A 24,444-nucleotide genomic window follows, 5' to 3' on the forward strand; every position below is an offset into this window, starting at 1 on the left:
AAGACCCTTCTGCGAGTTCTGCACAGGCAGAAAAAATTGTAGTAGTTAATTCAGCCCGAGTAAATCATGTCTTTTAAAGAAAGACCAATCTTTCATCATCGGTCGCGCAAGGCTATTCCACGATGCCCAACGATTTAATGAATTCATCGCAGGGTAATGGTCGGCCAAACAGGTAACCCTGTAGGAAATCCACGCCTTGAGCCACGAGGTATTCACACTGTTGGGCTGTTTCTACGCCTTCGGCAACAATGCCTAGATCCAGCTTGACCGACAACTCTATGATGCTGTCCAGAATATGCCGAGACAGCGCATCCGCACCGATCATGGCGACAAAGCTTTGATCGATCTTCAAGTAGTCGACATTGAAATTGCGCAAATAGCCCAAGCTGGAGTGGCCGGTGCCAAAATCATCAATGGCGATCATGACCCCCATTTGATGCAGCGCCTCGAACAGGCGGCGGGTGGTCTCAGTGGGTTCGATCAACTCCCGCTCGGTCAACTCCAGCACCAGGGTGACCTGGCCGGGTGGGAACGCGGCGAGGAATTCCCGGCAGTCCTGCACCAGCGCCATGTCCTGGCAATGGCGCGCAGTGATATTCACGCCGATATGAAAGCCTGGGCTGAAGCGCGCGGCATGCGGCGCCAGTTGCGCGGCGGTCTGGCGCAGCAGGGCACGGGTCATTGGCACGATCAGGCCGGAGTCTTCGGCCAGGGGAATAAACAGGTCCGGGCGCACCAGGCCTTCTTTGGGATGCTTCCAACGCATCAGCACCTCACACCCGGCCCATTGGCGGGTGTCACCGCGTACCACCGGTTGGAAATAGGGGATGAACTCATTGGCCCCCAAGGCGCGTTGTAACTCGTGGGTTGGCGCTGACGAACGTTTTTGCAGCCAGTGAGCGAGCAGCCCCGCCAATATCCCGAAAAACACCACCAGGCTGAACAGGGCCGGATACCGCGCCTGCATATAGCGCCAGACTTCACCCTCGGGCATCCCGGCCTCGACACTGTATTGATAGCGCTCGGAAGCCAGGCGCTGTGGCGCCACGGCAAATGTCGGCAACGCGCCTTGATGCACTTTGCCGTCGGCACCCAGCCAGTTCGGGCCGACGTGCAATACCAAATACGCGTAACGGCTGATCAAGCGCAAGGCGTTGGTGAGGTGGTAACCGTCAACCGAGGCAAACGCACCTTGATCGCCTTGGACCAGGCGGTACACCAGCAGGGCGGTATCGGGTGTGACGGGGTTGCCTTTCATCAACCACAGGCGCCCATCCACGTAGTCGTCGGGGTTGACGGGCGATTGGTAGCGACCGCCAAACAACGAGCTGCAATAGATGTTTTTCTGCCAGGACAGCGTGGTGGCCCGCACAAACGGCCGACGCGTGACTTGTTCACGTAGCGCCAACTTGGTGGCGCTGTCACACGGCTTACCGGCCAGTGGCAGCAACGCCTGGGCAGCGATGGCGGTGTTGTCGAGCATCAAGTCGAACTGGCGCACCGCTTCTTGAGCGGTTTGCGCCGTGCTTTGTTCAAGGGTGCGCTCGGCTTGCCAATACAGAATCACAACCCCCAGCAAGATGGGCAACACGCCGCTGGTTGCACTGATGAAATAGCGTGCGGCTCGGCTTCGTGGGCCTTTGACGGTCAGGGGCATAGGGGCGGTCAGTCGCGAGAAAAAGAGTGAGATATGCCGATGATAGATGGCAATACGCAGGCCTGCTCAGTTGTTTTGAGCGGGTTGACCTAGCCGTTCGGTCAGTTGTGGCGGGGATTTCATCTAGGCAACATAAACATCGTTGCAAGAAGTAAGAGACTCAGGACCGTATCCCTCCAGCCTCTCTCAGTGCCGTGCTAGCCCAATTTTGGCGGGACGGTCGGCGCGTGCCTTTCGAATGTCGGAAGCCGCCTTGCAGCCTTTTAACGACTCCACAGGAATTTGCAGCAATGAAAAAAATCGCACTGGCCGTTGCCTGGTTGATGGCTAACAGCGTTGTCGCTCTACCGGCGTTCGCGGCGGACGGCACTATCACCCTGACCGGCGAGATCACTGGCACCACCTGCAGCATCAGTGGCGGGGCAGGCGCTGCACCTGGCGCCGGGCCGGACTTTGCCATTGCGCTGCACAAGGTCCAGGCCAGCGCACTCAAGGCAGCCGGGCAGACGGCAGGGGTAAAGCCATTTTTTATCCAAGTCGGCAGTTGCCCGAAGGACACGGTGGTCGCGGTGTTATTCGAGAGCAGCAGCCCGGCGATCAACCCGGCGACCGGCAACCTGGTCAATCAGGCACCGGCAACGCCGGAACCGGCAAAGTTCGTGGAAGTACAGATTGTGGATGGCGTCACCAACCAGCCCCTGGACCTGCGGCTGGGCCTGAGTTCGAGTACCGCGACGGTGCCAGACGGCGGCGCGGTGACGCTGCCATTTGCGGCTCAGTACTTCGCCACGGGGGCAGCGACCGCCGGCCCGATCAGCACGCAAGTGCTGTATTCCGTGACATTCCCCTGATCAAGGCCATGGTGCCTGGCAATGCGCCAGGCCCTGCCTTGAAGGATGGACTCATGCTTTCTCGCACATTGCTGGCGAGCCTCACCTTTGCGCTCCTCGCCGGCTTACCGTCCACGGCCCACGCGGGTGTGGTGATCGATGGCACACGGCATATCTACCCCCAGCAGCGCCGTGAAATCACCCTGCGCCTGACCAACGACGATAAACGGGCACCGCGCCTGGTCCAGGTGTGGCTGGATCAAGGCGATGCCACTCCAGATCCCGCCCATAGCGACGTGCCGTTCAGCCTCTCGCCCCCGGTGTTTCGCCTGGATCCGGGTAGAAGCCAGGGGGTGCGACTGGTCTACACCCAGGAGCCGCTGCCGTCAGATCGAGAATCATTGTTCTGGCTCAATGCCTTGGAAATCCCCCCTAAAGTCAACGCGGCCGAACTCGACGAGCAAACACCTGAGGGAAACCACCTGCAGTTTGCTTTTCGTATCCGCACCAAAGTGTTTTTTCGCCCCCCTCATTTGCCTGGCAGTGCAGACCAGGCCCCCGCGCAACTGCGCTGGAGTCTGAGGCGCACCGAGCGCGCAGCCGTACTGCGCGTACACAACCCTACGGCCTTTCACGTGACCTTCAACGAGGTGGCACTGGCGCTGGGCCCTCGGCCTGACGCCCACCTGATACCAGTACAAGAGGGCATGGTGCCGCCAGGTGCCAGCCTTGAACTGCCTGTCCGCGGCACCCTGCCGACGATCCCCGCCGACGCCCAGGTGCATTTCAAATACATCAATGATTACGGCGCATTCTCCGCGCCGCAGCGAGCCCCCCTGAAGTTTTGATTATGTCTGTTTACCTGCCATTTACGGGGCATCCCGTGTTTGCCTGGCTGTTGTGCAACTCGCGGCTGATGGTGTCGCTGGGTGTGTTCACGACCTTATGCTTGCCGGCCGAGGCCGCGCCACTGTTGTTTGATATCGAGGCGTTCACCAGTGGCCTTGCCGCTGTCGTGGATATTTCGCGTTTCAATACGGGCAATGCACTGGCGCCTGGCGTCTACCGTGTGGATGTGATGCTCAATGGCCAATCCGTGGGGCGCCGTGAAATCAGCTTTGTCTCCCGGAAGGGGCAGGATGATGTCCAGCCTTGCGTGAGCGCGCTGGAACTTGCCCAACTCGGAGTCGTGCTGCCACCTGACAAACGTAGCGCCGACACGCAGTGCCGTGAATTTACCCAATGGATCCCCCTGGCCAGCAGCCAACTCGACATCGAGACCCTTACACTCGACGTCAGTCTTCCCCAAGCTCACCTCAGCCGTGCCGCGCGCGGTTACGTTGACCCGGCCCGCTGGGACAAGGGGCTTGACGTTGCGCTGCTCAATTACACCTTCAGCGCCGCAGCGGTGACTGCGGGGGCGGGGGAAGGTCGGGGTTACCTGGGCCTCAACGGCGGCGTCAACCTCGGCGACTGGCGCCTGCGCCACCAAGGCGGCCAGGCCTGGACCTCCCGAGGCGGTCTGTTGCCTTATCAACACACCGCCACGTACCTGCAACGGCCCTTGTCGGCCTGGCGTTCGCAACTGACCCTTGGCGACAGCTTCAGTAACGGCCAGGTCCTCGACGGCGTGCGGGTGCGGGGCGTCACCCTGTCGACCGATGACCGCATGCTGGCGCCGTCGCAACAAGGCTATGCACCGCAGATACGCGGCATCGCCGACAGCAACGCCTCGGTAACGGTGCGCCAGAACGGCTACACGATCTACGAAACCCAGGTTGCCCCAGGGCCCTTTGTCATCGACGATCTTTACCCCACGGGCTACGGCGGCGACCTGAATGTCAGCGTCACCGAGGTGGACGGGCGCCGCACCACCTTTGTCGTGCCGTATTCGGTGGCCCCACAGTTATTGCGTCAGGGCGCCACCCACTACAGCACGACCTTGGGCCAGGTGCAGCAACGCGGAGTCAGCGGTGACAGCCCCCTGTTATTTCAGGGCACCTTGCAGCATGGCCTTACCGATGGCCTGAGCCTTTATGGCGGCAGCACGCTTTCCAAAGGTTACTTTCAGGGCAAGGCCGGGTTGGCGATGAGTACGCCCATCGGCGCATTTGCCCTGGACACCACGCATTCGCGCACCCGCATCGAGGGCAACGGGGTGGTTGGCGGACACAGTTGGGGCCTGGCCTACAACAAGAACCTGCCGTTTTCCGGAACCCATTTTGCGCTGGGCGCCTACCGCTTCTCCACGGCCGGCTACCTGAGCCTGCCGGATGCTTTGAATGTGCAGGAACTGGCGCGTCAGCAGGGGAACATCGAGGGCTATGCCCGACAGAAAAGCCGTCTCGATCTGACGATCAGCCAGCAACTGGGCGAAGGCACCTTGAGCCTGTACGGCAGTTCGGTTGACTACTGGGCGAGCCGGCAAGGTCGCCAGACATCCTTCACCCTCAGCTATGGATCACGCTGGAAGCGGCTCAACTGGAACATTTCGGCGCAGCGCTCAAGGGTCAGCGACGCCGACCCACCCAGCCATCGTGACCACAGTGACGCGATCTTTTTCGGCCGCGCGTTGCAACCCGGTCGCGTCGATAATCGTCTGGCGCTGACCCTGTCGATGCCGCTGGGCCAGGGCACATCGGCGCCGACCCTGAGCAGCGCGTTGTCGCGCGACACCGGCGAGTCAAAGGGCAGTCAACAGCAAGTGGGTATCAATGGCTTGCTCGGCGAGGCGTCAGAGGGGCACTACGGCCTGGCCGGCAGCCAGGGCACGGGGAGCCAGGCCGGTTCCAGCTTCAATGCCTACGCCGGATATCGCAGCAGCACGGCCAACCTGCGCGCCGGTTACGGCCAGAGTGGCAACAACGCACAAGTGTCCATGAGCGCCGACGGCGGGCTGATTGCCCATGGCGGTGGCGTGACCCTCTCGCAAAGCCTCGGTGAAGCGTCGGCACTGGTGTATGCACCGGATGCCCAGGGCGCGCAGATCGGTGGGGGGGTACGCATCGACTCACACGGCTATGGCGTGTTGCCGAGCTTGCGGGCCTACCATCCCAATGACGTGGATATCGACCCCGAAGGCATGGCCATGGATGTGGAGCTCAAGGAATCGAATCGCTCGGTGGTACCGACAGGGGGCGCAGTGTCGCTGGTCAAGTTCGAGACCGTCAGTGGCCGTGCGGTGGTGATCAAGGCGACCCATCGCAACGGTCAGCCGCTGCCTTTTGCCGCTCAGGTGTTCGACGAGCAGGGCAGGGAAGTCGGGGTGATTGGGCAAGCCGGCAAGGCGTTTGTGCGCGGCGTGGCCGATCAGGGCACGCTGACCGTGCGTTGGACCGAGGCGGCAAGTGACCGCTGCTATATCCCATACCGTCTGCCACCGCGGCCACCGGGGCACCGCCAGGAAAATGCCGACCAACTGGTCAGCCGCTGCCACCCCAACACCGCCAACGAAGAGGTCAGCAGCCGATGATCAGCATCTGTACGCAACGTCTGGCAGGGCTTGTCATGGTGACCTGCATCGCCCTCGCCAGCGCGCCCCATGTCCAGGCCAAGGCGACGTGTACGCCCGCGCCGCCGACGGTGCTGTCGGTGCCGCGCATTACGGTGCCCGCCAACCCTGTGGTCGGCCAAGCCCTGGGCAACCCGGATGGCTACCCCGTCGAGGTAGCGCACGGATTGAGGTGCACCTATCCGCCCAACCTGATTGTTCGCTATTGGTCGTCCACGCGGATTGCTCGGGAGATTCCCTGGACGGGACGTAACTTCTTCCACTCAGGGGTCGTCATGCCGGTTCATCTGACCGGCGTGCAAGGTGTCGGGTTTGCGTTTATGGCGCAGGACCGTGACGTCGGGCCGATGCAAACCGTGACTACCGGGGTCACAGTGTTGCGTGGCCCGATCCATCCCGGTTTGCCTACGTGGGGCTTGCGCGGACGCTTGTTCTTGGTAGTAACCGGCCCGATCCAGGGCGGCACCATTGCGCCGCAGACCTTCGCGGGCTTGTACCTGTACACCAGCGAGACACACCACGCGTTCAACTTCGGCAGCATCGAAGTAGGCCCGCCGAGCAAGCCCACCTGCACGGTCTCCACGCCCTCCGTGGCAATCCCGCTGGGGGCGGTGGAGAGCAGGGCGTTCAAGGGCATTGGCAGCGTGGCCGGCAATGCCACCCGCACCATCACCTTGCAATGCGCTGGTGGCGGGGGCGCTGACAGCGATGTGCTGTTGACCTTGACCGACCAGACCCAACCGGCCAATCGCAGTGACCAACTGACATTGACCGCCAGTTCCACCGCCAAGGGCGTGGCGCTGCAACTGCTGTTTGGCAATCGCCTGATCAGCTACGGCCCCGACGCCGCCGCTATTGGCACGCCGAATCAATGGTTGGCAGGTAGCACCGGCAACGGCACCTTCCAGATTCCCTTGACCGCGCGCTACATACAAACCGGCGCCGCCGTCCGCCCGGGCACGGCCAACGGGTTGGCGACCTTCACTTTGGCCTATCGGTAGTCGGCGTGATGATCCGAGTCTTATTGAACTGCGTGTCCGGTCTGGCATTGGCGGCATCTATGGCGATAGCGCAGGCCGAAATCGTCATTGATCGCACCCGGCTCATTTACCCGGCCGCGGCACGGGGGGTAACCCTCAACCTGCGTAACGAGGCGGACAGCCCGAGGCTGGTGCAAGTCTGGATCGATGAAGGCGACCCCCAGACTACGCCGGAACGCAGTGACGTGCCGTTTACCGTCACGCCACCGATCCTGAGGATGGAGGCGGGCAAATCGCACGTATTGCGAGTGATCTATCATCCGGTTCCGCGGACTGCCACGGCCGATCCCCAGGAAGTGGCGTATTGGCTGAATGTGCTGGGGATCCGGCCCACTGACGCGGCGAGCCATCAACTGCAATTGGCGTTTCGCACCCGCATCAAACTGTTCCTGCGCCCCAACGCGTTGCCAGGCGGGGCGGAAGATGCCGTGGCGGCGCTGCAATGGCAACTGGCAGACGACCGCCCGGTGCTGCGGGTGCGCAACCGGAGTGCCTTTCATGTGACCTTGTCCAGCGTGGCACTCAACCATGAGGGCGTCGCATACCGCCATGAAAACCCACCGATGCTGGCTCCGCGCTCAACGGCCGAGTTGATCATGCCGGGTTGGGTTGTACCGTGGCGAGGTACGCCGACGCTGCGCTTCACCACATTGGATGACTATGGCGCGACGCATGAGAGGACGCAGAGCATAGGCCGGTAACTAAGTAGGCGAGGGGTACAGCCCTTGTGCCAGCGCGATGAATGCCAGGGCAGCCGGGGAAGACTGACGCCGATCCAGCACCGCCAGCCCGATCCGACGCGGTACCCGCGGCGCCAATGGCAACGCCACATAACGCGAATCGGCATGCTCCGGCAGTGAAGCCTGCGCAACCACACTCAAACCATCGCCCCGGCTGACCGCTTCCAACGTGCTGAGCAACACCAACTCCGACGAGCCGGCTTCAGTCAGGATAAAGGGTTCATCGCAGAGTGCTTGCAAGGTCATGGCCTCATCGGCGCATAAGTATCTACACAACTTTGGTATGACGCTGAACCTGTGGAGAGGGAGCTTGCTCCCGCGACGGCCTGATAGCCGATGCTTATCTACCTGACGCACCGCAGTCCAAATGTGGGAGCTGGCTTGCCTGCGAAGACGGCCTCACAGTCAACGGATTGTGTGCATATCCATTGCTGCGGTAACGGCCACTTAGGGTTCCGCCCTGACGGCGGCTCACTTTTGAACAGCGCAAAAGTAAGCAAAACGCTCTTGCCCCACCACTCGGCACCTCGCCTAGGCTCGGTGTGCCCGTAATCCGCCAGTGATTTGGGGGGCCGCCGCCACGCGCCATCCATGGCGCGGGGCGGCTAAACCGGCATCCCTGCCGGTTTACCCCCCAAATCCCTGTCGAATTCCGGCCAGCGTGGTTTAACGGGGCGCCTGAGATCAAAAGCAGATCAAGAGCGACTCGCTTCGCATCGTGGATATCGGCTATTACGATGGCATACGGCGCATAGGTGCCACACGCTCCGGGGTGTTCATCGCCCTCAACCCATTGACGGCGGTCATTTGCGGCGCAGTGCTGCTGGACGAACCATTGACGATGCTGATGTTACTGGGCGGTGCAATCATCCTGCTGGGCATCTACCTGTGCAACAAACCCCTTGCGCGGGGCAGGGCAATGGGGATTTGATAAGAGTACGGACAAACCTGGTTACGCTGTGTAGAATCAGTTTACGCATACAAGAATATGGACTTGCGCTCACGCAAGCCTCGGCCGTCAGAGACTGATGACACCATGAAGCTACTTGGCTCCCCCCTCATCTTTGGTGACTTCCTCGCCCGCAGCGTGCGGGGCCTCTCTTGTGCGCCACCCTCCAGCCTCATCCTTGCTCGCAACTAATCAATTGCTACCTACAAGAATGATGAGGCACCGAACATGACCGACCAACTCGCAAACCCAATGGGCCTGATGGGCTTTGAATTCATCGAATTCGCCTCGCCCACCCCAGGCACCCTGGAGCCGATCTTCGAGATCATGGGCTTCACCAAAGTGGCCACCCACCGCTCCAAGAACGTGCACCTGTATCGCCAGGGCGAGATCAACCTGATCCTCAACAACGAACCCGACAGCCTCGCTTCCTACTTCGCGGCCGAGCACGGCCCGTCGGTGTGCGGCATGGCGTTCCGCGTCAAGGACTCGCAACAGGCCTACAAGCGTGCCCTGGAGCTGGGTGCCCAGCCGATCCACATCGACACCGGCCCGATGGAATTGAACCTGCCGGCAATCAAAGGCATTGGCGGTTCGCCGTTGTACCTGATCGACCGTTTCGGCGAAGGCAACTCGATCTACGACATCGACTTCGTGTACCTCGAAGGCGTTGATCGCAACCCGGTAGGCGCTGGCCTGAAGGTCATCGACCACCTGACCCACAACGTCTATCGCGGGCGCATGATCTATTGGGCCAACTTCTACGAGAAGCTGTTCAACTTCCGCGAAGCGCGTTATTTCGACATCAAAGGCGAGTACACCGGCCTGACCTCCAAGGCCATGAGTGCGCCGGACGGCAAGATCCGTATCCCGTTGAACGAAGAATCGTCCAAGGGCGCCGGGCAGATCGAAGAGTTCCTGATGCAGTTCAACGGCGAGGGCATCCAGCACGTCGCGTTCCTCACCGACGACTTGGTCCAGACCTGGGACGCGCTGAAGAAGATCGGCATGCGCTTCATGACCGCGCCGCCCGACACTTACTACGAAATGCTTGAAGGCCGCCTGCCGAACCACGGTGAGCCGGTGGACCAGTTGCAATCGCGTGGCATCCTGCTGGATGGCTCGTCGGTTGCCGGTGACAAGCGTCTACTGCTGCAGATCTTCTCGGAAACCCTGATGGGCCCAGTGTTCTTCGAATTCATCCAGCGCAAAGGCGACGATGGGTTTGGCGAGGGCAACTTCAAGGCGTTGTTCGAGTCGATCGAGCGCGACCAGGTGCGTCGTGGTGTACTGACCGCCGATTGATGACTGGCTAAAGCAAAAAAGCCCGGTTTTTACCGTTTTTGTAGGAGCGAGCTTGCTCGCGAAAAACTCACAGGCGCCGCGTTCATTCAGGATGCCCGCGTTATCGTTGACGTTTTTCGCGAGCAAGCTCGCTCCTACAAGCATTACGGTTTTTACCGGGTTTTTTTGTGCCTGATCCATCGTGTTGCAAATAGCCTGCGGTTTATTGGGAACAGATGTTTCTTGAGAGATCACTCAGAGGGCAGGACGCAGAAAAACCTGCGTTTCCACTATGAAGAGGCCCTCTTATGAATGTGAATGCTCCTACCCCTCAACACCCGATCGGCCCATCTATATCAACGGAGCAGGCTGGGCCTGTGCGCAATGTTCCTTCAACCGGTCATGCAGACCCGGTCGATCAGGCGCGTAAACAGTTTCTCGATGACGGTGAAGCCGAGTACTTGGGCGGCACACTCAGCGCCGAAGGGTATCAACTGACGAAGGCAGCTGTGTCACCCAACAAACCGGGAAGTCCAAAGGTGCAGGTTTCGACATTTGCCGTTGATGGCGTTCAGTCCAACGACATGATGGTGATCAAGCGCGTGTCGCGTACAGAAGAGGGGCCTAATCTCGTCCTGTATATGCCCGAAGATGACGTGACATCGTTTCATGAGTTCAAAAATGCAGAGGAGATGACTGCCTGGCTCAAGGGTGTGGCCAACGACCCGACCGAGCGCAAGCGATTTACCCAGCATTTTGCCAGTGATAAAGCGCCGAAGCAGGAGGACCGGGTTAACAAGAAGTTTGGCGAGTTCGCTGATGGCGACATCAATGCAGTCGTGGGCAGTTTTGGCGATGAGAAGGGTGATATTTTCGAACGGTTGAACAAAGATGCTTCGGTGCCACCCGCTCCGGTCGACGGTCTGGTGCGAACGCAGCTCTATAAACTTGCACCAGATGGCAAGGCGTTTTATGTCGGGTACCGGCCAGATGGGGAGGCCATCGTCTATAGCTACGACGCTTATGGAAATTTGCAAGGCGCAGGCCAAAAAAAGGACGCCAAGGCGCGCAGACATTATTTCGTTCAAAACGGGTTGAACGAAAATAAACCGCTTGAACCCATGACCTTCAATGAGTTCCGCAAAAAAATAGCCAGTGCCGCCCTGGACAATGTGGGTGCCAACAATTTAAACGGTCTTTACGACGAATTCCTGAAGCAACTCAGAAGCCCTGGGCATGGCCTTGCCACCGCGCTGAAAGCGCTGGGTGTTCCTGACGATGTGGCCCACTCCATCGAAACCATCGTGAAAGACCCGGTTAAAGGAACGTTGCTTGAGTTGAACCGCGACAATCGTATCGGCAAGCTGTTTGGAGTCGATCAGGCCGAGATGGATGCCCAGCTGGAAAGCGCAGGCAGCCAAATCCAAAGCAACATTCCCTATTACGGTACGTGGCGAGACAGGTTGGAAAATACAGCCAACGTCATTGAACGAGTCGTCGGCACACCTGAAGTGCCGACGACCGAAGTCAGGGTCTGACTCAATCGACAAAGGGGTAGGGAAACCCCGCAATCGACATTCACGCTAAGCCGCCCATCAAGCCCGGCGCTGACGCACCAAGTGCTTGAACCCTTCATACACCAGCACCATCACCGCCAGCCAGATCGGGATATAGGTCAGCCATTGCCCACCCTGGATGCCTTCACCCAATAGCAACGCCACCGCCAGCAACAGCACCGGCTCCACGTAGCTCAGCAGCCCGAACAGGCTGAACGCCAGCAAGCGACTGGCAATGATATAGCTCACCAGCGCCGAGGCGCTGATAAGGCCCAGCATGGGAATCAATGCATAGAGCTTTGGGTGCCCATCCAGCACGGCAAAGCCTTGTTCGCCGCTTTGTACAAACCACCAGGCCACCGGCAGCATCAACGCCATATCCAGCCACAGCCCACCCAGATGGTCGGTGCTCAGGTACTTACGCACCACGAAGTACACCGGGTAGCCGATGATCACCACCAGTGTGGCCCAGGAAAAACCACCGGCCTGGTACAACTCGTTCAACACGCCCAGCGCGGCAAACACCACGGCGATCTGTTGCAGCCGTGACAGACGCTCGCCGTAGACCAGGCGCCCGGTGAGCACCATGGTCAACGGCAGCAGGAAATACCCCACCGACACGTCCAGGCTGCGCCCATTGAGCGGCGCCCACATGAACAGCCACAACTGCACGCCGAGCAGGGCAGAAGACACCAGCACGCCGCCAATCAGCCGTGGCTTTGCCGCCAGCCTGCGCAGCAGTTCCCACACCCTGCGCCACTCACCGCTGACAATCATGAACACCGTCATGCAGGGCACGGTCAGCAACATGCGCCAGCCGAAAATTTCCAGGCCACTCAGGGGAGTAAGCAGCGATGTGAAGTAATACATCACCGCAAACAACACCGAGGCCAAGACCGATAACACCACACCTTTAGACACGCTGTCCTCACGAAAGCCGATTATTCCGTCGGCAGTCTACAGGCGCGCCAACCGACCGGATACAAAATGCCCGACATCGTTGAACCCCGGCGACGACGAATGCCCCGGCGTAACCAACGAATCAATGAACGCCTCGTCTTCGGCGCTGATCTTCACCGCCAGCGCGCCGGTGTAGGCGTCCCACTGCGCCTCGGTCCGTGGCCCGACGATCGCTGAGCTCACCGCCGCATTGTTCAGCACCCAGGCGATTGCGAACTCGACAATCCCTACGCCACGCCCTTGGGTGTATTGCTGGATCTGCTGGGCAATGCGCAGTGATTCAACCCGCCACTCGGTTTCCAGGATGCGCTTGTCCTGGCGCGCGGCACGGCTGCCGGGTTCAGGTGTGACGTCCGGTGCGTACTTGCCGCTGAGCACCCCTCGGGCCAGCGGGCTGTAAGGCACCACGCCCAGCCCATAAGCCGCTGCAGCGGTGATCTGTTCCACCTCGGCCTGGCGATTGACGATGTTGTACAACGGTTGGCTGATGATAGGTTTATCGACGCCCAGGCGTTCAGCCACGCGGATCACTTCTGCGATGCGCCAACCCCGGTAATTGGACAGGCCCCAGTAGCGAACCTTGCCCTGGCGGATCAGGTCACCGATGGCTGATACGGTCACCTCCAACGGCGTGTCGTGGTCTTCGCGGTGCAGGTAGTAGATGTCCAGGTAGTCGGTGTCCAGGCGTGCCAGGCTGGCGTCCAGGGCTGTGAACATACGCTTGCGGCTCAAACCGCTGCGGTTGGGCACGCCATCGGCAGGGCCGAAGCCGACCTTGGAGGCCACCACCCAATCGTGGCGGTTGCGTGCAATCGCCTCACCGACGATTTCCTCGGAGCGCCCGCCTGTGTACACATCAGCGGTGTCCATGAAATTGATGCCCTGGTCCCAGGCCTTGTCGATGATGCGCAGCGAATCTTCGGTGCTGGTCTGTTCGCCAAACATCATGGTGCCGAGGGTCAGAGCGCTGACCTTCAACCCGGAGTGGCCCAATGTGCGGTAAATCATGCAAAGCTCCTCATGGCAGGCAAAATGTAAGTGATGCAATACCAGACCCGAGCGCTCTGGAACAAGCCCTGGGCGCATTTCTTCATGTGCGTAGCAAAGTCACGCAGCGGGCCTGTAAAAATCGATGCAGCACCTTCACGCGTTCCGACACTTGCAGGCGGTGCGGGCACATCAGGTTGAACGGAGCGGGTTCGCCTTGCCAGTCGGGTAGCAGGGGTACCAACCGCCCAGCCTGGATATCACGGGCCACATCCAGGTTGGCCTTATAGGCAATGCCATGCCCCGCCAACGCCCAGCGGCGGACAATCTCGCCGTCATCGCTGAGGTAGTCACCGCTCACCTCGACTTCGTGAAGCAATGCCCCCTGGCGGAAATACCAGGTGCTATTGGCCTGGCCCCGGCGCATATAGCGCAGCGTACTGTGGTGGGCCAAGTCTTCGGGCTCAAGCGGTGTGCCGTGGCGCGCCAGGTAGTCGGGGCTGGCGCAGGCAATGCGATGGTGATCGGGTACCACCGGCAGGGCCACGAGGCTGGAGTCCCTCGGCACGCCGAAGCGCAAGGCAATGTCGACGGTGTCGCGAAACAAGTCGGCATTGCTGTCGTTGAGCAACAGTTGCAAGCGGATATCAGGGTGCTCCAGCTTGAACTCGTCCAGCCAACCCAGCAGCACATTGCGGCCAAAGTCCGAGGGCGCGGCCAACTGCAATAAACCGCTGAGGCTCTGGCCTTGTTGCTTGATGGCGTGCTCGCCTTCCGACAACGCCTCCAGCGCCACCCGCACGCTGTCCAGGTAACGCCGGCCTTCTTCAGTCAGGCGCATGCTGCGCGTGGAGCGAGCGAGCAGGCGGATGCCGAGGCGGGTCTCAAGGCGCTTGAGCGCAATACTCGCCGCTGCTGGCGTGAGGCCCAGGCCACGGGCGGCGGCCGTCAGGCTGCCGGTGTCGGCACTGCGCACGAAGACTTCAAGGTCCAGAATCGAGCTCATTGATAAAAATCCTTTAAAGATCTTGTCGTTTTACCCGGATTTTTCATCGATTACCAAGCTGGGAAGATGAACGCTCACTTTCTGACCCGGGTAGTTTTCTCATGACCTCTTCTCTGAGCGGCAAAACCATCATCGTTATCGGCGGCAGCAGCGGTATCGGCGCGGCAGTGGCCCAGGCAGCCTTGGCGCGCGGCGCGAAGGTGGTCGTGGCTGGGCGCCGCTTGGCGTCAAGTTCCGACAACGGCCTGCACAGCGAGCCGGTGGACGTCACCGACAGCGCCTCTTTAAAGCAACTGTTCGAAACCGTGGGGCGGTTTGACCATCTGGTCTACACCTCGGGGCCTTCAGTACGGGCCAAGGCTTTGATTGAAACCGACCTGGATGAAGCCCAGGACAACTTCAATGTGAAGCTCTGGGGCGCACTACGCGCCATTCAACACGCGCTGCCCTTTATGCATGAACAGGGCAGCATCACCCTGACCTCGGGCCAACTGGGGCGAAAGTTGGCGGCAGGGCAGTTCATCAAGACGGGCATTAACGCCGCGACCGAGGCCTTGGGCAAGCAACTGGCGAAAGAACTGGCGCCGCGTCGAGTCAATGTGATCAGCCCGGGGGTGATAGACACACCGGCCTACGCAGGGCTTGGCGAAGAGCAGCGTTTGGCGATGTTTGCCAAGGCGGGCCAAGGGTTGCCGGTTGGGCGGGTGGGGCAGGCGCAAGAAGTGGCGGCGGGGTATGTGCTGGCCATGGAAAATGGCTTTATGACCGGGGCAGTGGTTGATATCGACGGTGGCGGGCTGTTGTAAATACATGACCAAAGTGGGAGGGAGAAGCTCCCTCCCACTTTGAAGGCGTCAGGCCTTGAGCGTACGCGTCATCCGCAACGCCAACACACTCCCACCCACTATCACCGCCGCCAGCAGGTACAACGCCATATCCGTGGACCCGGTGGCATCCTTCACAAAACCCACGATATACGGGCTGAGAAATCCCGCCATCTGCCCCATGGAGTTGATCAACGCCAAGCCACCCGCCGCCGCACCCGCGCTGAGCATCGCGGTGGGCACTGGCCAGAACATCGGCAGGCCGGTCAGTGCGCCCATGGTGGCGATGGTCAGGCCGAGAATGGCAATGGCCGGCGTGGTGGCGAAGTTCACTGCAATGACCAGGCCGAGGGCGCCCATCAACATCGGTACCACCAAATGCCAGCGGCGCTCCTTGCGCAAGTCGGCGGAGCGGCCCACCAGCAGCATGAACACCGCCGCCAGCAGATACGGAATCGCGCTGAGCCAGCCAATCACCAAGTTGTCGCTGAAGCCCATGTTCTTGATGATCGACGGCAGCCAGAAGTTGATCGCATACACGCCACTCTGGATGCAGAAGTAGATCAGGCCGAACGCCCAGATCGCCGGGTTCTTGAACACTTCGGCCAGGGAGTCGCTGGTGGTTTTGGGTTTGTTCGCCAGGTCCGTGGCTTGGTCGGCTTCCAGCACTGCACGCTCATGGGGCTTGAGCCACTTGGCGTTGGCGAAGCTGTCACTGAGCAAGAAATAGGCGAGGGCGCCGAGGATTACAGTCGGGATGCCTTGCAGTAGGAACATCCACTGCCAGCCCGCCAAGCCACCTTGGCCTGCGGCGAAGTGATTGAGAATCCAGCCGGAAAACGGGCTGCCGAGCAAGCCGGACACCGGAATGGCGGACATGAACAGCGCCATGATCCGACCGCGGCGAAAGGTCGGAAACCATTGCGAAAGGTACAACACCACCCCTGGAAAGAAGCCGGCTTCAGCGGCACCCGTAAGCAGGCGCAAGGTGTAGAAATGCGTGGGCGTGGTCACAAACAGCAGGCATGTGGAGAGCGTGCCCCACACGATCATCATCAATGCGATCCAGCGCCGTGGGCCGAAGCGGGTCAGCGCCAGGTTGCTCGGCACGCCGCACAGCACGTAGCCGATAAAGAAAATCCCGGCCCCCAGGCCGTACACGGTTTCACTGAATTTCAACGCATCGAGCATCTGCAACTTGGCAAAGCCAACGTTTACCCGGTCGAGGTAATTGAACAGGTAGCAGATAAAGATGAAGGGGATCAGGCGCAGGGTAACGCGCTTGTAGATGGCGTTTTTATCGTCATCGCTGGCCAGTGCGGCAGTGGCGCTCTGTGACATGGGATTCTCTCTTTATTATGATTTTTCGCGGTGCGAGGGTAACGTTGACCGCCCTGACAGTCTCGGTGACGTGACGGGCAACTGTCTTTGTGCTGGCGCACAGTCAAGCCATCTTTGCGCTGTGCCGGTGAACAACCTTTTTCAGGAAAATAGCCCCATGTTCGAGCTGGATCATGCCCTGGCGCAGGAGATTGTCGATCGCACCATGGCGATCCTGCCCCATAACGTCAATGTCATGGACAGCCAGGGCTTGATCCTGGGCAGCGGCGAGCCGGAGCGTATCAACACTCGCCATGAAGGTGCGCAACTGGTGTTGGCCAATGGGCGCGTGGTGGAAATCGACGGGCAGACCGCCAAGCATCTCAAGGGCGTACAGCCGGGCATCAACCTGCCGCTGCTGCACGATCAACGCCTGATCGGCGTGCTGGGTATCACCGGCGAGCCGGATGGGCTGCGCACCTATGCCGAACTGGTGCGCATGACCGCTGAAATGCTGGTCAGCCAACGCCACCAGCAAGCCGAGCAACAATGGCGGCGCCAGCGTTGCGATGATCTGCTGGCCCTGCTGTTGGCCGACAGCGGCGACTCCCCGCGCCTGGTGGACGAAGCCCAGCAACTGGGGCTCAAGCCACAACTGGCGCGCACGCCGTACCTGTTTGAACTGGGCCCGGGCCAAACGGCGGAGGCTTTGAGCGCCTGGCTCGCCAGCCGTTACCCGGACAGTTGGTGCGTCAGTTCTGCGCAGTTTTCCTTGCTGTGGTGCCGACCCGCCGCGGCGCAGGTCGATAATCCCCGCTTGCTGGAAAAGCTCGACGGCCAGGGCTGGAACATCCTGCGCGTGGCCATCGGCGGGCAAGCGGAAGGCTTGGCGGGGCTGCGACGCTGTTACCGAAGGGTAGGGGATCTGCTTGCCTATGGCCGCGATATCCTGCCCCAATCACGCCTGTTGACCCTCAACCGTTACCGCCTGCCGGTGATGCTGTGGCGTCATCGCAACGACGACGCCCTGGATGAGCTGCTCAACCCGTTGCGCAAGGTGTTGGCCAAGGACAGCAACGGGCAACTGCTCGCCACGTTGCGCAGTTGGTGCGAACACGATGGGCAAAGCCAGGCCTGTGCCGACGCCTTGGGCATTCACCGCAACAGCCTGCGCTACCGCATGGAGCGCATCGCTGAACTCAGCGGCGTAGACCCGCTGACCCTCGACGGGATGCTTGCCTTGTACCTGGGCGTCCAACTGCTGCCCCACCCCCTGTAGGAGCGAGCTTGCTCGCGAAGGTCGTTAACGATAATGCGGGGCAGCTGATTCACCGCGGCGCGCTCCGGTTTTTCGCGAGCAAGCTCGCTCCTACAACGGGCATTGTCGGAATGAACAACAAACCCGCCCCACACTTGTGCATCGGCCCCGCGTCATTGCCCCAACCAACTGGCAGCATGGGCGTTATAAAAACCGGAGAAAGCCCATGAAAATCGTGATCGCCCCCGACTCGTTCAAAGACAGCCTGAGTGCCGCAGGCGTCGCCCAGGCGATTGCCGAGGGGTGGGCCCAGGTCTGGCCGGATGCGCACGTGCTTCAATGCCCGATGGCCGATGGCGGTGAAGGCACGGTGGATGCGGTACTCGCCGCGTGTAAGGGTGAACTGCGCAGGCAAACGGTCCGAGGCCCGCTGGGCGGGGCCGTCGAAGCGCGTTGGGGCTGGCTGGCCGACAGCCATACGGCGATGATCGAGATGGCCGAGGCCAGCGGCTTGCAACTTGTCGCGCCGGGGCAGCGCGACGCGTGTTCAAGTACGACCTACGGCACCGGTGAGTTGATCCGCGCCGCGCTGGATGCCGGGGCGCAGCGCATTATCCTGGCGATTGGCGGCAGTGCCACCAACGATGGCGGGGCGGGGGCGATGCAGGCCCTTGGCGTGCAGCTATTGGATAGTGAACGCCAGCCACTGCCGGCGGGTGGGTTGGCGTTGGCACGCCTGGCCCATATCAGCCTTGAACAACTCGACCCGCGCCTGGCACAGGTGCGTTTTGAAATCGCCGCCGACGTCAACAACCCCCTGTGCGGCCCTCACGGAGCGTCTTCGATTTTTGGCCCGCAAAAAGGCGCGAGTCCCGAGCAAGTGGCACAACTGGACGCTGCCCTTGGCCACTTCGCCGACCATTGCGCCCAGGTGCTGCGCCAGGATGTGCGCGACGAACCCGGCAGCGGCGCCGCCGGTGGCCTAGGCTTTGCCGCCAAGGCGTTCCTCGGTGCACAGTTTCGTCCGGGGGTCGAGGTGGTGGCTGAACTGGTTGGCCTCGATGAAGCGGTGCGTGGCGCCGATCTGGTCATCACCGGCGAAGGCCGCTTCGACGCCCAGACCCTGCGTGGCAAAACCCCGTTTGGCGTGGCGCGCATTGCCCAGCGACAGGGCGTGCCGGTGATCGTGATCGCGGGCACCTTGGGCGACGGCTACGAGCAGATGTACGCTCATGGTGTGGACGCAGCGTTCGCCTTGCCGTCGGGGCCGATGTCACTTGAGCAGGCCTGCCACGAGGCCCCGCGCCTGTTGCGCGAGCGGGCCTCGGACATAGCGCGGGTATGGCGCCTGGCAGCTACTCGCTGACCCCGCGCGCCAAACGCTCCACCCACTGCTCTTGAAACCCCTGCAGCGCCGCACCGGGTTGCTGCAATTGCACAAACTCAAGCATCGGGTCTTGCACCGCCGTGCGCACGCCGCTCAATTCCTCCAGGGTCGCCAAACCGCAGAACGGCACATAGGCTTCGCTGTAGCCGCCTTCGTGTACCAGCACCAGGCGGCCCTGACATAAGCGATCGGCTGCCAGACGCAGGGCGCGGGTCATTAACCGGAACGATTCGCTGTGCAACAGCATGCGCGCTAGCGGGTCGACGGCGTTGGCGTCATAACCGCAAGCAACGATGATCAACTCCGGTTCGAAGCGCTCCAGGGCGGGCACTACGATACGCTCCATGGCCTGTAGGTAGGTGGCGTGACCACTGCCTGGCGGCAACGGGATATTGATGTTGGCGCCCAGGCCTGCACCCCGGCCGCGATCCTGCTCGCCGCTGTAACCGGGCGGGTAGCAGCCGTCCTGGTGCAGGGAGATCGTCAATACATCGGCGCGTTCTTCGAAGATCGACTGCGTGCCGTTGCCGTGGTGCACATCCCAGTCGATCACGGCGACTTTGCCCAGCCCGTTGCGGGCCTTGGCGGCCTCGATGGCAATGGCGATGTTGGCGAGAAAGCAAAAGCCCATGGCGCTGTCTGCCAGGCAGTGATGCCCGGGTGGCCGCGACAGCGAGTAGGCGTTGTGCGCCTGGCCCTTGAGCACCGCTTCCACGGCGGCCAGGGTCAGGCCGGCGGACAGTTGCGCGATCTCATAGCTGCCAGGCCCTATCGGTGCCTGGGGGCCAAGCTCACCGCCGCCGGCATCGCTCAAGGCTTTGAAACGTTGCAGGTAAGCACGGCTGTGGACGCGCAGCAGGTCCTCTTCACTGGCGGGCGGCGCGCTATGCTGGTGCAGGTGGCGGCTGAGTCCGGAGACATCCAACAGGCTTTTCAAACGCCGCTTGGTCTCCGGTGACTCGGCATGCCCGCTGCCGGCTGGCGGCTGCACCCAGCCGCCCACGGGTAGGGTCAGCGCATGGGCGCCGGCGCTGTGCCAGAGGCTCATTTCGTCGAAAAAAAATGCGGTGGTCAGGTTCATACCGGTTCCAGTTCAGTGGTGGAGTGGGGACGGCTGGCGACGATCATCACCAGGGACAGCAAGGTGATAGCGGCAGCACCGAGCAGCAACAGGCTGAACCCGCCGCTGGCTTCGATCAGGCGGCCGGCGAGCGCCGGGCCGATGGCCAGGCCTCCGCCGATGACCAGGTTGGAGGCGTTCATCAGCTTGCCGCTGTGATCGAGGTCGGCCAGGCAGGCCAGGATCAGCGGCAGGATGAAGGTCCAGGTGAATTTGAACAGCAGCGCGGCCAGGGCGAACCGCAGTAATGCAGGCTGGCCGAGCAACAGGAGCACCGCTGTTGCCATTGACGTGTAGCCCAGCAACAACAGCGCACCACGTGGCAGGCGAGCGCCGATCAGTGAGGCGCTCGCGGCCCCGGCAATGCCCATCACGGTGGCAATGGCGAGGATTTCGCCGCTGTGCTGCGCCGAAATCCCGGCACTGGCGCCCAAGGCACCGATAAAGGTCCATACGCCCCCGAGGCTGATGTAAAAGGCCAGGACCGCGCCAACCCCCAGGGCGGCTTTCCAGCGTGAGCCGGGCAATACCGGCTCGCGGTTGGCCGGCAACGCTGGGCTACCAGCGGGAAAAGCCCGCGCCAATGGCAGCAGCAGGGTCATCAACCCTGCCAGGATCAGGTAGCAGGCATTCAAGCCAAACCGTTCGAACAAGCCAGGCAGCGCCACCAGGCCGAGGGCACCGACGACCAACTGCCCCATCACCCACAAGCCATACACCCGGCTGGGGTTGGCGGTGGTGGCGGCACTGGCCAGGCAGAGGATCATCAACGAGCCGCCGGCCAGGGCGCTGGCACCGCGCAACACCAGCAGCACGGCGTAGGTGTCGGCGAGCATCGACAGCAGGTTAGCGGCAATGAACAACAGCGCGGCGACCCGGGCGGCGGTGCGCCAGTCAACCCGCTTGAGCCACCACCAGGCGGGCAAGGTCGCCAGGCTCATGGCGCCCAGCTCCACGGAAAACAAGTCGCCAATGCGCGCAGGGCTCAGTTGCCACTGGCTGGCCAACTGCGCGGCCACGGCGGGAGCGGTCATCAGGATGGTCGGGGTGATGGCGGCAAACAGTACGATCGCCGCCAAGCGTGCCGTTATTGCAGGGGTGGAAATGGGCATTTTCAAGCTCCAGGAAAGGGGTCAGAACACGTGCACAAGGCGTAACAACGCCTCGGTGCCGGCGTAGCCATTGGAAGCCGCAACGTTTTGCGAAAGGCTGACCATCAGTTGGTTCTGCCGGTCGAGCCAATGCCCGAATTCGAAGCCGACTTGGGTATAGCGCTTGTGGGTGTCGTCAAGGCTGCGGTTGTTCAGGCGCAGTGCGCCACCATCGGCCTGGATCAGGCGCAATGCGCCGTAAGTGGCGGCGCTGAAGTCATACGAGGCGAAGGCCTGTAAGCGATACAGCGGCGCTTGCTTGAGTTCGCTGCCGAAGTAATCGTCATTGCGGCCATAGAGCTGGGCTTCCAGGTTGGCTTCCAGTACCCATTTGTCGCCGATGCCGTGGGTGTAGTTGTAGACAAAGGTGGCGCCCCAGCGATTGGCACCGGGGGACACGTCCGGGTTTTGGCTGTGGTACTCACCCACCGGCACGGTGATCAGGCTCAACAGGCCGCTGTAGGTACGCGAGGCGGGGTCATTGACGAAAAACAGCGTGCCACCCACCTGTGGGTCGCCCAGGCCGCGCTCGCGGCTGCGCTGGTTGGCGCCGGGCAGGCGTGCGTTGATGTCGGCAAAGGGCAGGATGAATTGCGGCGTGCACAGCGTGCCGCAGGCGTCGGTGAAATACACCTGGCGGTAAGCCACGGCGTTGACCCGCAGGTCGGCCTTGCCGGTGCTGTCGGCGGGGCCATGGAAATCCCCGGCACGTGTGGCGGGCAGGTACAACACACCCAGGCTGGTACCCGGTGGGGCTGCGAAAAAGTCGCGGGCGTTGAGGTCGGCCGCCTGGCTGTCGAGGCTGAGCAGGGTGGCGCACAGCACTGTCAAGTTACGTAAGCATGTGGAAGTCATGAAGAAGCGTCTCGTGTGAGAAGGCCGAAAAAGGGCAACAGCAGCCCGTGACCGTTAAAAAACGACCGTGGTAAACCGTGGGAGAAACGGGCAGGGTCAGTCGGGCGGGGCGTGCACCAGGTGCGCTATGCGTGCTTTGTCCTTGACGCCGAGCTTGATGTAGATGGCGCGAATATGGTGGCGCACGGTATTGGGTGAGAGGCCAAGGTCGCGGGCCACTTCCTTGTAGGTTTTGCCCTCGCCAAAGCCTTGGGCCACATCGTTTTCCCGTGGGCTGAGCTGGGGCAGGGCGCGGTTGACGCGCGCGGCCAGCAGCAATTGGTCGCCCACGGGGGACACCTGGATATGGATGTGCTTACCGTCATGCCCGCGCTCGTCCAGCGGCACCGGCAGGGTGGGGCCACACCATTGCGGCCATTCGCTGAGCAGCAGGTCGACAAACCCGCGCTCGGCGCATTGCAATACTCCCCGTGGGTCGCACACCGCCAGGGCGAGATTGCGCGGGCTGGTCAGGGTTTCACGCATGGCCACCAAGGTACGGATCTGGTTCGCCGAGACCGCCGCCACCAGATGCAGCATCAGGTTATTGAGCAACTGGCAATCCTGCGCGTTGAACGTGGGCGCGGAGGGCTGGCGGTAGAGCGTCAGGTGGTGGCTGAGGTGGGTTTGCGCGTCGATATGGATCACACAGAGCAATTCACCCAAGCCGTGGCGTTGCCCCAACCAGTTCAAGGCGCTGCCGCTGGCGGGGTCGCGCATATCGATGATCACTGCCTCGCCGGGCGAGGCATGCACCCGTGCGACGGTCACGTCCAGATGGCGGATCGACTGCCAGTCCGCCAGATAGTCGGGGGGCAACTGGTAGAGGAAGCTGTTGTGCTCGTGCGGCACCCCGTTGATGACCGCCGAGCGCCCCCACCAGGCGCTGTCGAAGGCCAGCAATTGGTTGAGGCGCGCCAGGGCATGGTGTTGAAAGTGTTCGATGTCCTGGTGTTGGGCCAGGCGTTGCAGGTCCAGGGTCAGGGTGCTGAAAGCCTGTAACAGGCTCGCGGGATCGAGACGGTTCATGGGTGTTCCTCTGTGGGACTTTTTTTGTTGTTCTCGTCACAGGGTGAAGGCCAAAGCGTCGGGTTGACGGGGCAGGGCCTGGGCTGAGTATCGGCGCTGCGCGCAGGGATCGCCATCGTTCAGATGCAGGATGGTGTTGGTTGGCCGGTGGGAAAACTCCGGCTCGTCAGATGGGCGACTTAACTTCTACACTGGTCAGCCACCTGTCTTTCATAGGATGAAAAGCAATGCACGTGCCTGAACCGTCTATCGTGATCCAGCGTTTTACCGAGGCCCACCTGGAGGGCGTCGCCGCGCTCTACAATGAACCGGCTGTTTGCCGTCAGGTGCTGCAAATGCCTTTTCAGTCGGTTGAGATGTGGCGCAAGCGCCTGGTAATGGATAACGAGCGGCGCCTGCAACTGGTGGCGGTGCAGGGCGCTGAGGTGATTGGCCAACTGGGGCTTGAGCAGTACCTGCGCGTACGCCAGAGCCACGTTGGCTCATTGGGTATGGGCGTGGCGCCCGCCTGGCAGGGCAAGGGCGTCGGTTCGCGGCTGTTGGCGGCCGCGCTGGAGGTGGCCGACAACTGGATGAACCTGCGCCGTGTGGAACTGACGGTCTACGCCGACAACGAAGCCGCGCACAACCTGTACCGCAAGTTCGGCTTCGAAGTGGAAGGGCGGTTGCGCGACTATGCCCTGCGTGATGGTGTGTTTGTCGACACCTTCAGCATGGCGCGCCTGCGCACATCGGCTTGATCCTGTAAGCAAAGGGATCTACACAACTTCGATGAAAGCGGTGTGTCAGCCACTGACCCCTTGACTGAACCACCGCTTTCGCAGGCAAGCCAGCTCCCACACGGGTTATGCATTGCCCACAAAATCAGTGCTTGGCACAGATCCCCTGTGGGAGCGGGCTTGCCCGCGATAGCGGTGTGTCAGCCACTGAATCTTTGACTG

At 61.5% G+C, this 24,444-nt stretch carries 20 protein-coding genes and 3 pseudogenes; 13 read left to right on the forward strand and 10 right to left on the reverse strand.

Annotation, left to right across the window (positions count from 1 at the left end):
- Positions 1–112 precede the first annotated feature (112 nt).
- Complete coding sequence (locus tag PSH76_RS13200) at positions 113–1,657, reverse strand: EAL domain-containing protein (protein WP_032897221.1); 1,545 nt, start codon at positions 1,655–1,657, stop codon at positions 113–115.
- A 290-nt stretch (positions 1,658–1,947) separates the two neighbouring features.
- Between PSH76_RS13200 and PSH76_RS13205 the strand changes: the two genes are divergently transcribed.
- From PSH76_RS13205 to PSH76_RS13225, 5 genes are read left to right on the forward strand one after another with little or no spacing between them, the layout of a single operon-like run.
- A complete protein-coding gene (locus PSH76_RS13205) occupies positions 1,948–2,508 on the forward strand; it encodes a fimbrial protein (RefSeq protein ID WP_032897223.1) in 561 nt (186 codons plus the stop codon).
- Positions 2,509–2,561: 53 nt separating this feature from the next.
- Positions 2,562–3,335 carry a molecular chaperone gene (locus tag PSH76_RS13210; protein ID WP_305494249.1) on the forward strand — a complete coding sequence of 258 codons (774 nt, stop codon included), beginning with the start codon at positions 2,562–2,564 and terminating at the stop codon, positions 3,333–3,335.
- A 2-nt stretch (positions 3,336–3,337) separates the two neighbouring features.
- Positions 3,338–5,959, forward strand: a complete 2,622-nt coding sequence (locus tag PSH76_RS13215; RefSeq protein ID WP_305494250.1) for a fimbria/pilus outer membrane usher protein — start codon at positions 3,338–3,340, stop codon at positions 5,957–5,959.
- The gene (locus PSH76_RS13220) at positions 5,956–6,999 is read left to right on the forward strand and encodes a fimbrial protein (RefSeq protein WP_305494251.1); all 1,044 of its coding nucleotides are present in this window, start codon (positions 5,956–5,958) and stop codon (positions 6,997–6,999) included. Before PSH76_RS13215 ends, PSH76_RS13220 begins: the two co-directional genes overlap by 4 nt.
- Before the next feature lie 59 nt (positions 7,000–7,058).
- The gene (locus PSH76_RS13225) at positions 7,059–7,739 is read left to right on the forward strand and encodes a molecular chaperone (RefSeq protein WP_305494252.1); all 681 of its coding nucleotides are present in this window, start codon (positions 7,059–7,061) and stop codon (positions 7,737–7,739) included.
- Here PSH76_RS13225 and PSH76_RS13230 read toward each other — a convergent pair.
- A pseudogene (locus PSH76_RS13230) lies at positions 7,740–8,042 on the reverse strand (LysR family transcriptional regulator substrate-binding protein); the annotation flags it as partial.
- Between the two features lie 460 nt (positions 8,043–8,502).
- Between PSH76_RS13230 and PSH76_RS13235 the strand changes: the two are divergent.
- The 3 genes and pseudogenes from PSH76_RS13235 to PSH76_RS13250 all read left to right on the forward strand — a co-directional run.
- Positions 8,503–8,709, forward strand: a pseudogene (locus tag PSH76_RS13235) (EamA family transporter); the annotation flags it as partial.
- A gap of 246 nt (positions 8,710–8,955) precedes the next feature.
- Complete coding sequence (hppD, locus tag PSH76_RS13240) at positions 8,956–10,032, forward strand: 4-hydroxyphenylpyruvate dioxygenase (protein ID WP_032897233.1); 1,077 nt, start codon at positions 8,956–8,958, stop codon at positions 10,030–10,032.
- 287 nt (positions 10,033–10,319) lie between these two features.
- Positions 10,320–11,549, forward strand: a complete 1,230-nt coding sequence (locus tag PSH76_RS13250; RefSeq protein WP_305494253.1) for a dermonecrotic toxin domain-containing protein — start codon at positions 10,320–10,322, stop codon at positions 11,547–11,549.
- Positions 11,550–11,606: 57 nt separating this feature from the next.
- On the opposite strand, the gene rarD is transcribed toward PSH76_RS13250, so the two are convergent.
- The 3 genes from rarD to PSH76_RS13265 all read right to left on the reverse strand — a co-directional run bounded on the left by rarD (position 11,607) and on the right by PSH76_RS13265 (position 14,520).
- The gene (rarD, locus tag PSH76_RS13255) at positions 11,607–12,488 is read right to left on the reverse strand and encodes an EamA family transporter RarD (RefSeq protein ID WP_057711325.1); all 882 of its coding nucleotides are present in this window, start codon (positions 12,486–12,488) and stop codon (positions 11,607–11,609) included.
- A 36-nt stretch (positions 12,489–12,524) separates the two neighbouring features.
- Positions 12,525–13,535, reverse strand: coding sequence for an aldo/keto reductase (locus tag PSH76_RS13260; RefSeq protein ID WP_305494254.1), 1,011 nt, complete (start codon positions 13,533–13,535; stop codon positions 12,525–12,527).
- Positions 13,536–13,617: 82 nt separating this feature from the next.
- Positions 13,618–14,520 carry a LysR family transcriptional regulator gene (locus tag PSH76_RS13265; RefSeq protein WP_305494255.1) on the reverse strand — a complete coding sequence of 301 codons (903 nt, stop codon included), beginning with the start codon at positions 14,518–14,520 and terminating at the stop codon, positions 13,618–13,620.
- 101 nt (positions 14,521–14,621) lie between these two features.
- Between PSH76_RS13265 and PSH76_RS13270 the strand changes: the two genes are divergently transcribed.
- Entirely contained in the window at positions 14,622–15,326 is a 705-nt protein-coding gene (locus PSH76_RS13270; RefSeq protein ID WP_305494256.1) for an SDR family oxidoreductase, read from the forward strand.
- 48 nt (positions 15,327–15,374) lie between these two features.
- On the opposite strand, the gene PSH76_RS13275 is transcribed toward PSH76_RS13270, so the two are convergent.
- Positions 15,375–16,685 (reverse strand): MFS transporter, encoded by a 1,311-nt coding sequence (locus PSH76_RS13275; RefSeq protein WP_305494257.1) that lies wholly within the window; start codon positions 16,683–16,685, stop codon positions 15,375–15,377.
- A 157-nt stretch (positions 16,686–16,842) separates the two neighbouring features.
- On the opposite strand from PSH76_RS13275, the gene PSH76_RS13280 reads away from it, so the two are divergent.
- The 3 genes and pseudogenes from PSH76_RS13280 to PSH76_RS13290 all read left to right on the forward strand — a co-directional run bounded on the left by PSH76_RS13280 (position 16,843) and on the right by PSH76_RS13290 (position 19,288).
- Positions 16,843–17,943: a sugar diacid recognition domain-containing protein gene (locus PSH76_RS13280; protein WP_305494258.1), complete on the forward strand. Its 1,101-nt coding sequence runs from the start codon at positions 16,843–16,845 to the stop codon at positions 17,941–17,943.
- Positions 17,944–17,951: 8 nt separating this feature from the next.
- Positions 17,952–18,062: pseudogene (locus tag PSH76_RS13285) on the forward strand (outer membrane lipoprotein carrier protein LolA); the annotation flags it as partial.
- A gap of 86 nt (positions 18,063–18,148) precedes the next feature.
- Positions 18,149–19,288, forward strand: a complete 1,140-nt coding sequence (locus PSH76_RS13290; RefSeq protein ID WP_032897249.1) for a glycerate kinase — start codon at positions 18,149–18,151, stop codon at positions 19,286–19,288.
- Here the strand turns inward: PSH76_RS13290 and PSH76_RS13295 are convergent.
- The 4 genes from PSH76_RS13295 to PSH76_RS13310 form a co-directional block, all read right to left on the reverse strand.
- Positions 19,278–20,390 carry a class II histone deacetylase gene (locus PSH76_RS13295; protein ID WP_305494259.1) on the reverse strand — a complete coding sequence of 371 codons (1,113 nt, stop codon included), beginning with the start codon at positions 20,388–20,390 and terminating at the stop codon, positions 19,278–19,280. The two genes, PSH76_RS13290 and PSH76_RS13295, sit on opposite strands and share 11 nt — an antisense overlap.
- On the reverse strand, positions 20,387–21,541 hold the full coding sequence (locus PSH76_RS13300; RefSeq protein WP_305494260.1) for an MFS transporter: 1,155 nt from the start codon (positions 21,539–21,541) through the stop codon (positions 20,387–20,389). The genes PSH76_RS13295 and PSH76_RS13300 overlap by 4 nt, the downstream gene beginning before the upstream one ends.
- 21 nt (positions 21,542–21,562) lie before the next feature.
- On the reverse strand, positions 21,563–22,435 hold the full coding sequence (locus PSH76_RS13305) for a transporter (protein WP_032897252.1): 873 nt from the start codon (positions 22,433–22,435) through the stop codon (positions 21,563–21,565).
- A gap of 96 nt (positions 22,436–22,531) precedes the next feature.
- The gene (locus PSH76_RS13310; RefSeq protein ID WP_098951448.1) at positions 22,532–23,503 is read right to left on the reverse strand and encodes a helix-turn-helix transcriptional regulator; all 972 of its coding nucleotides are present in this window, start codon (positions 23,501–23,503) and stop codon (positions 22,532–22,534) included.
- A 227-nt stretch (positions 23,504–23,730) separates the two neighbouring features.
- Here PSH76_RS13310 and PSH76_RS13315 point away from each other — a divergent pair, with 227 nt between their 5' ends.
- On the forward strand, positions 23,731–24,243 hold the full coding sequence (locus PSH76_RS13315) for a GNAT family N-acetyltransferase (protein WP_305494261.1): 513 nt from the start codon (positions 23,731–23,733) through the stop codon (positions 24,241–24,243).
- Positions 24,244–24,444: the final 201 nt, after the last annotated feature.

The sequence above is a fragment of the Pseudomonas sp. FP215 genome (genome assembly GCF_030687795.1).
Taxonomy (GTDB): Bacteria; Pseudomonadota; Gammaproteobacteria; order Pseudomonadales; family Pseudomonadaceae; genus Aquipseudomonas; species Aquipseudomonas salmasensis.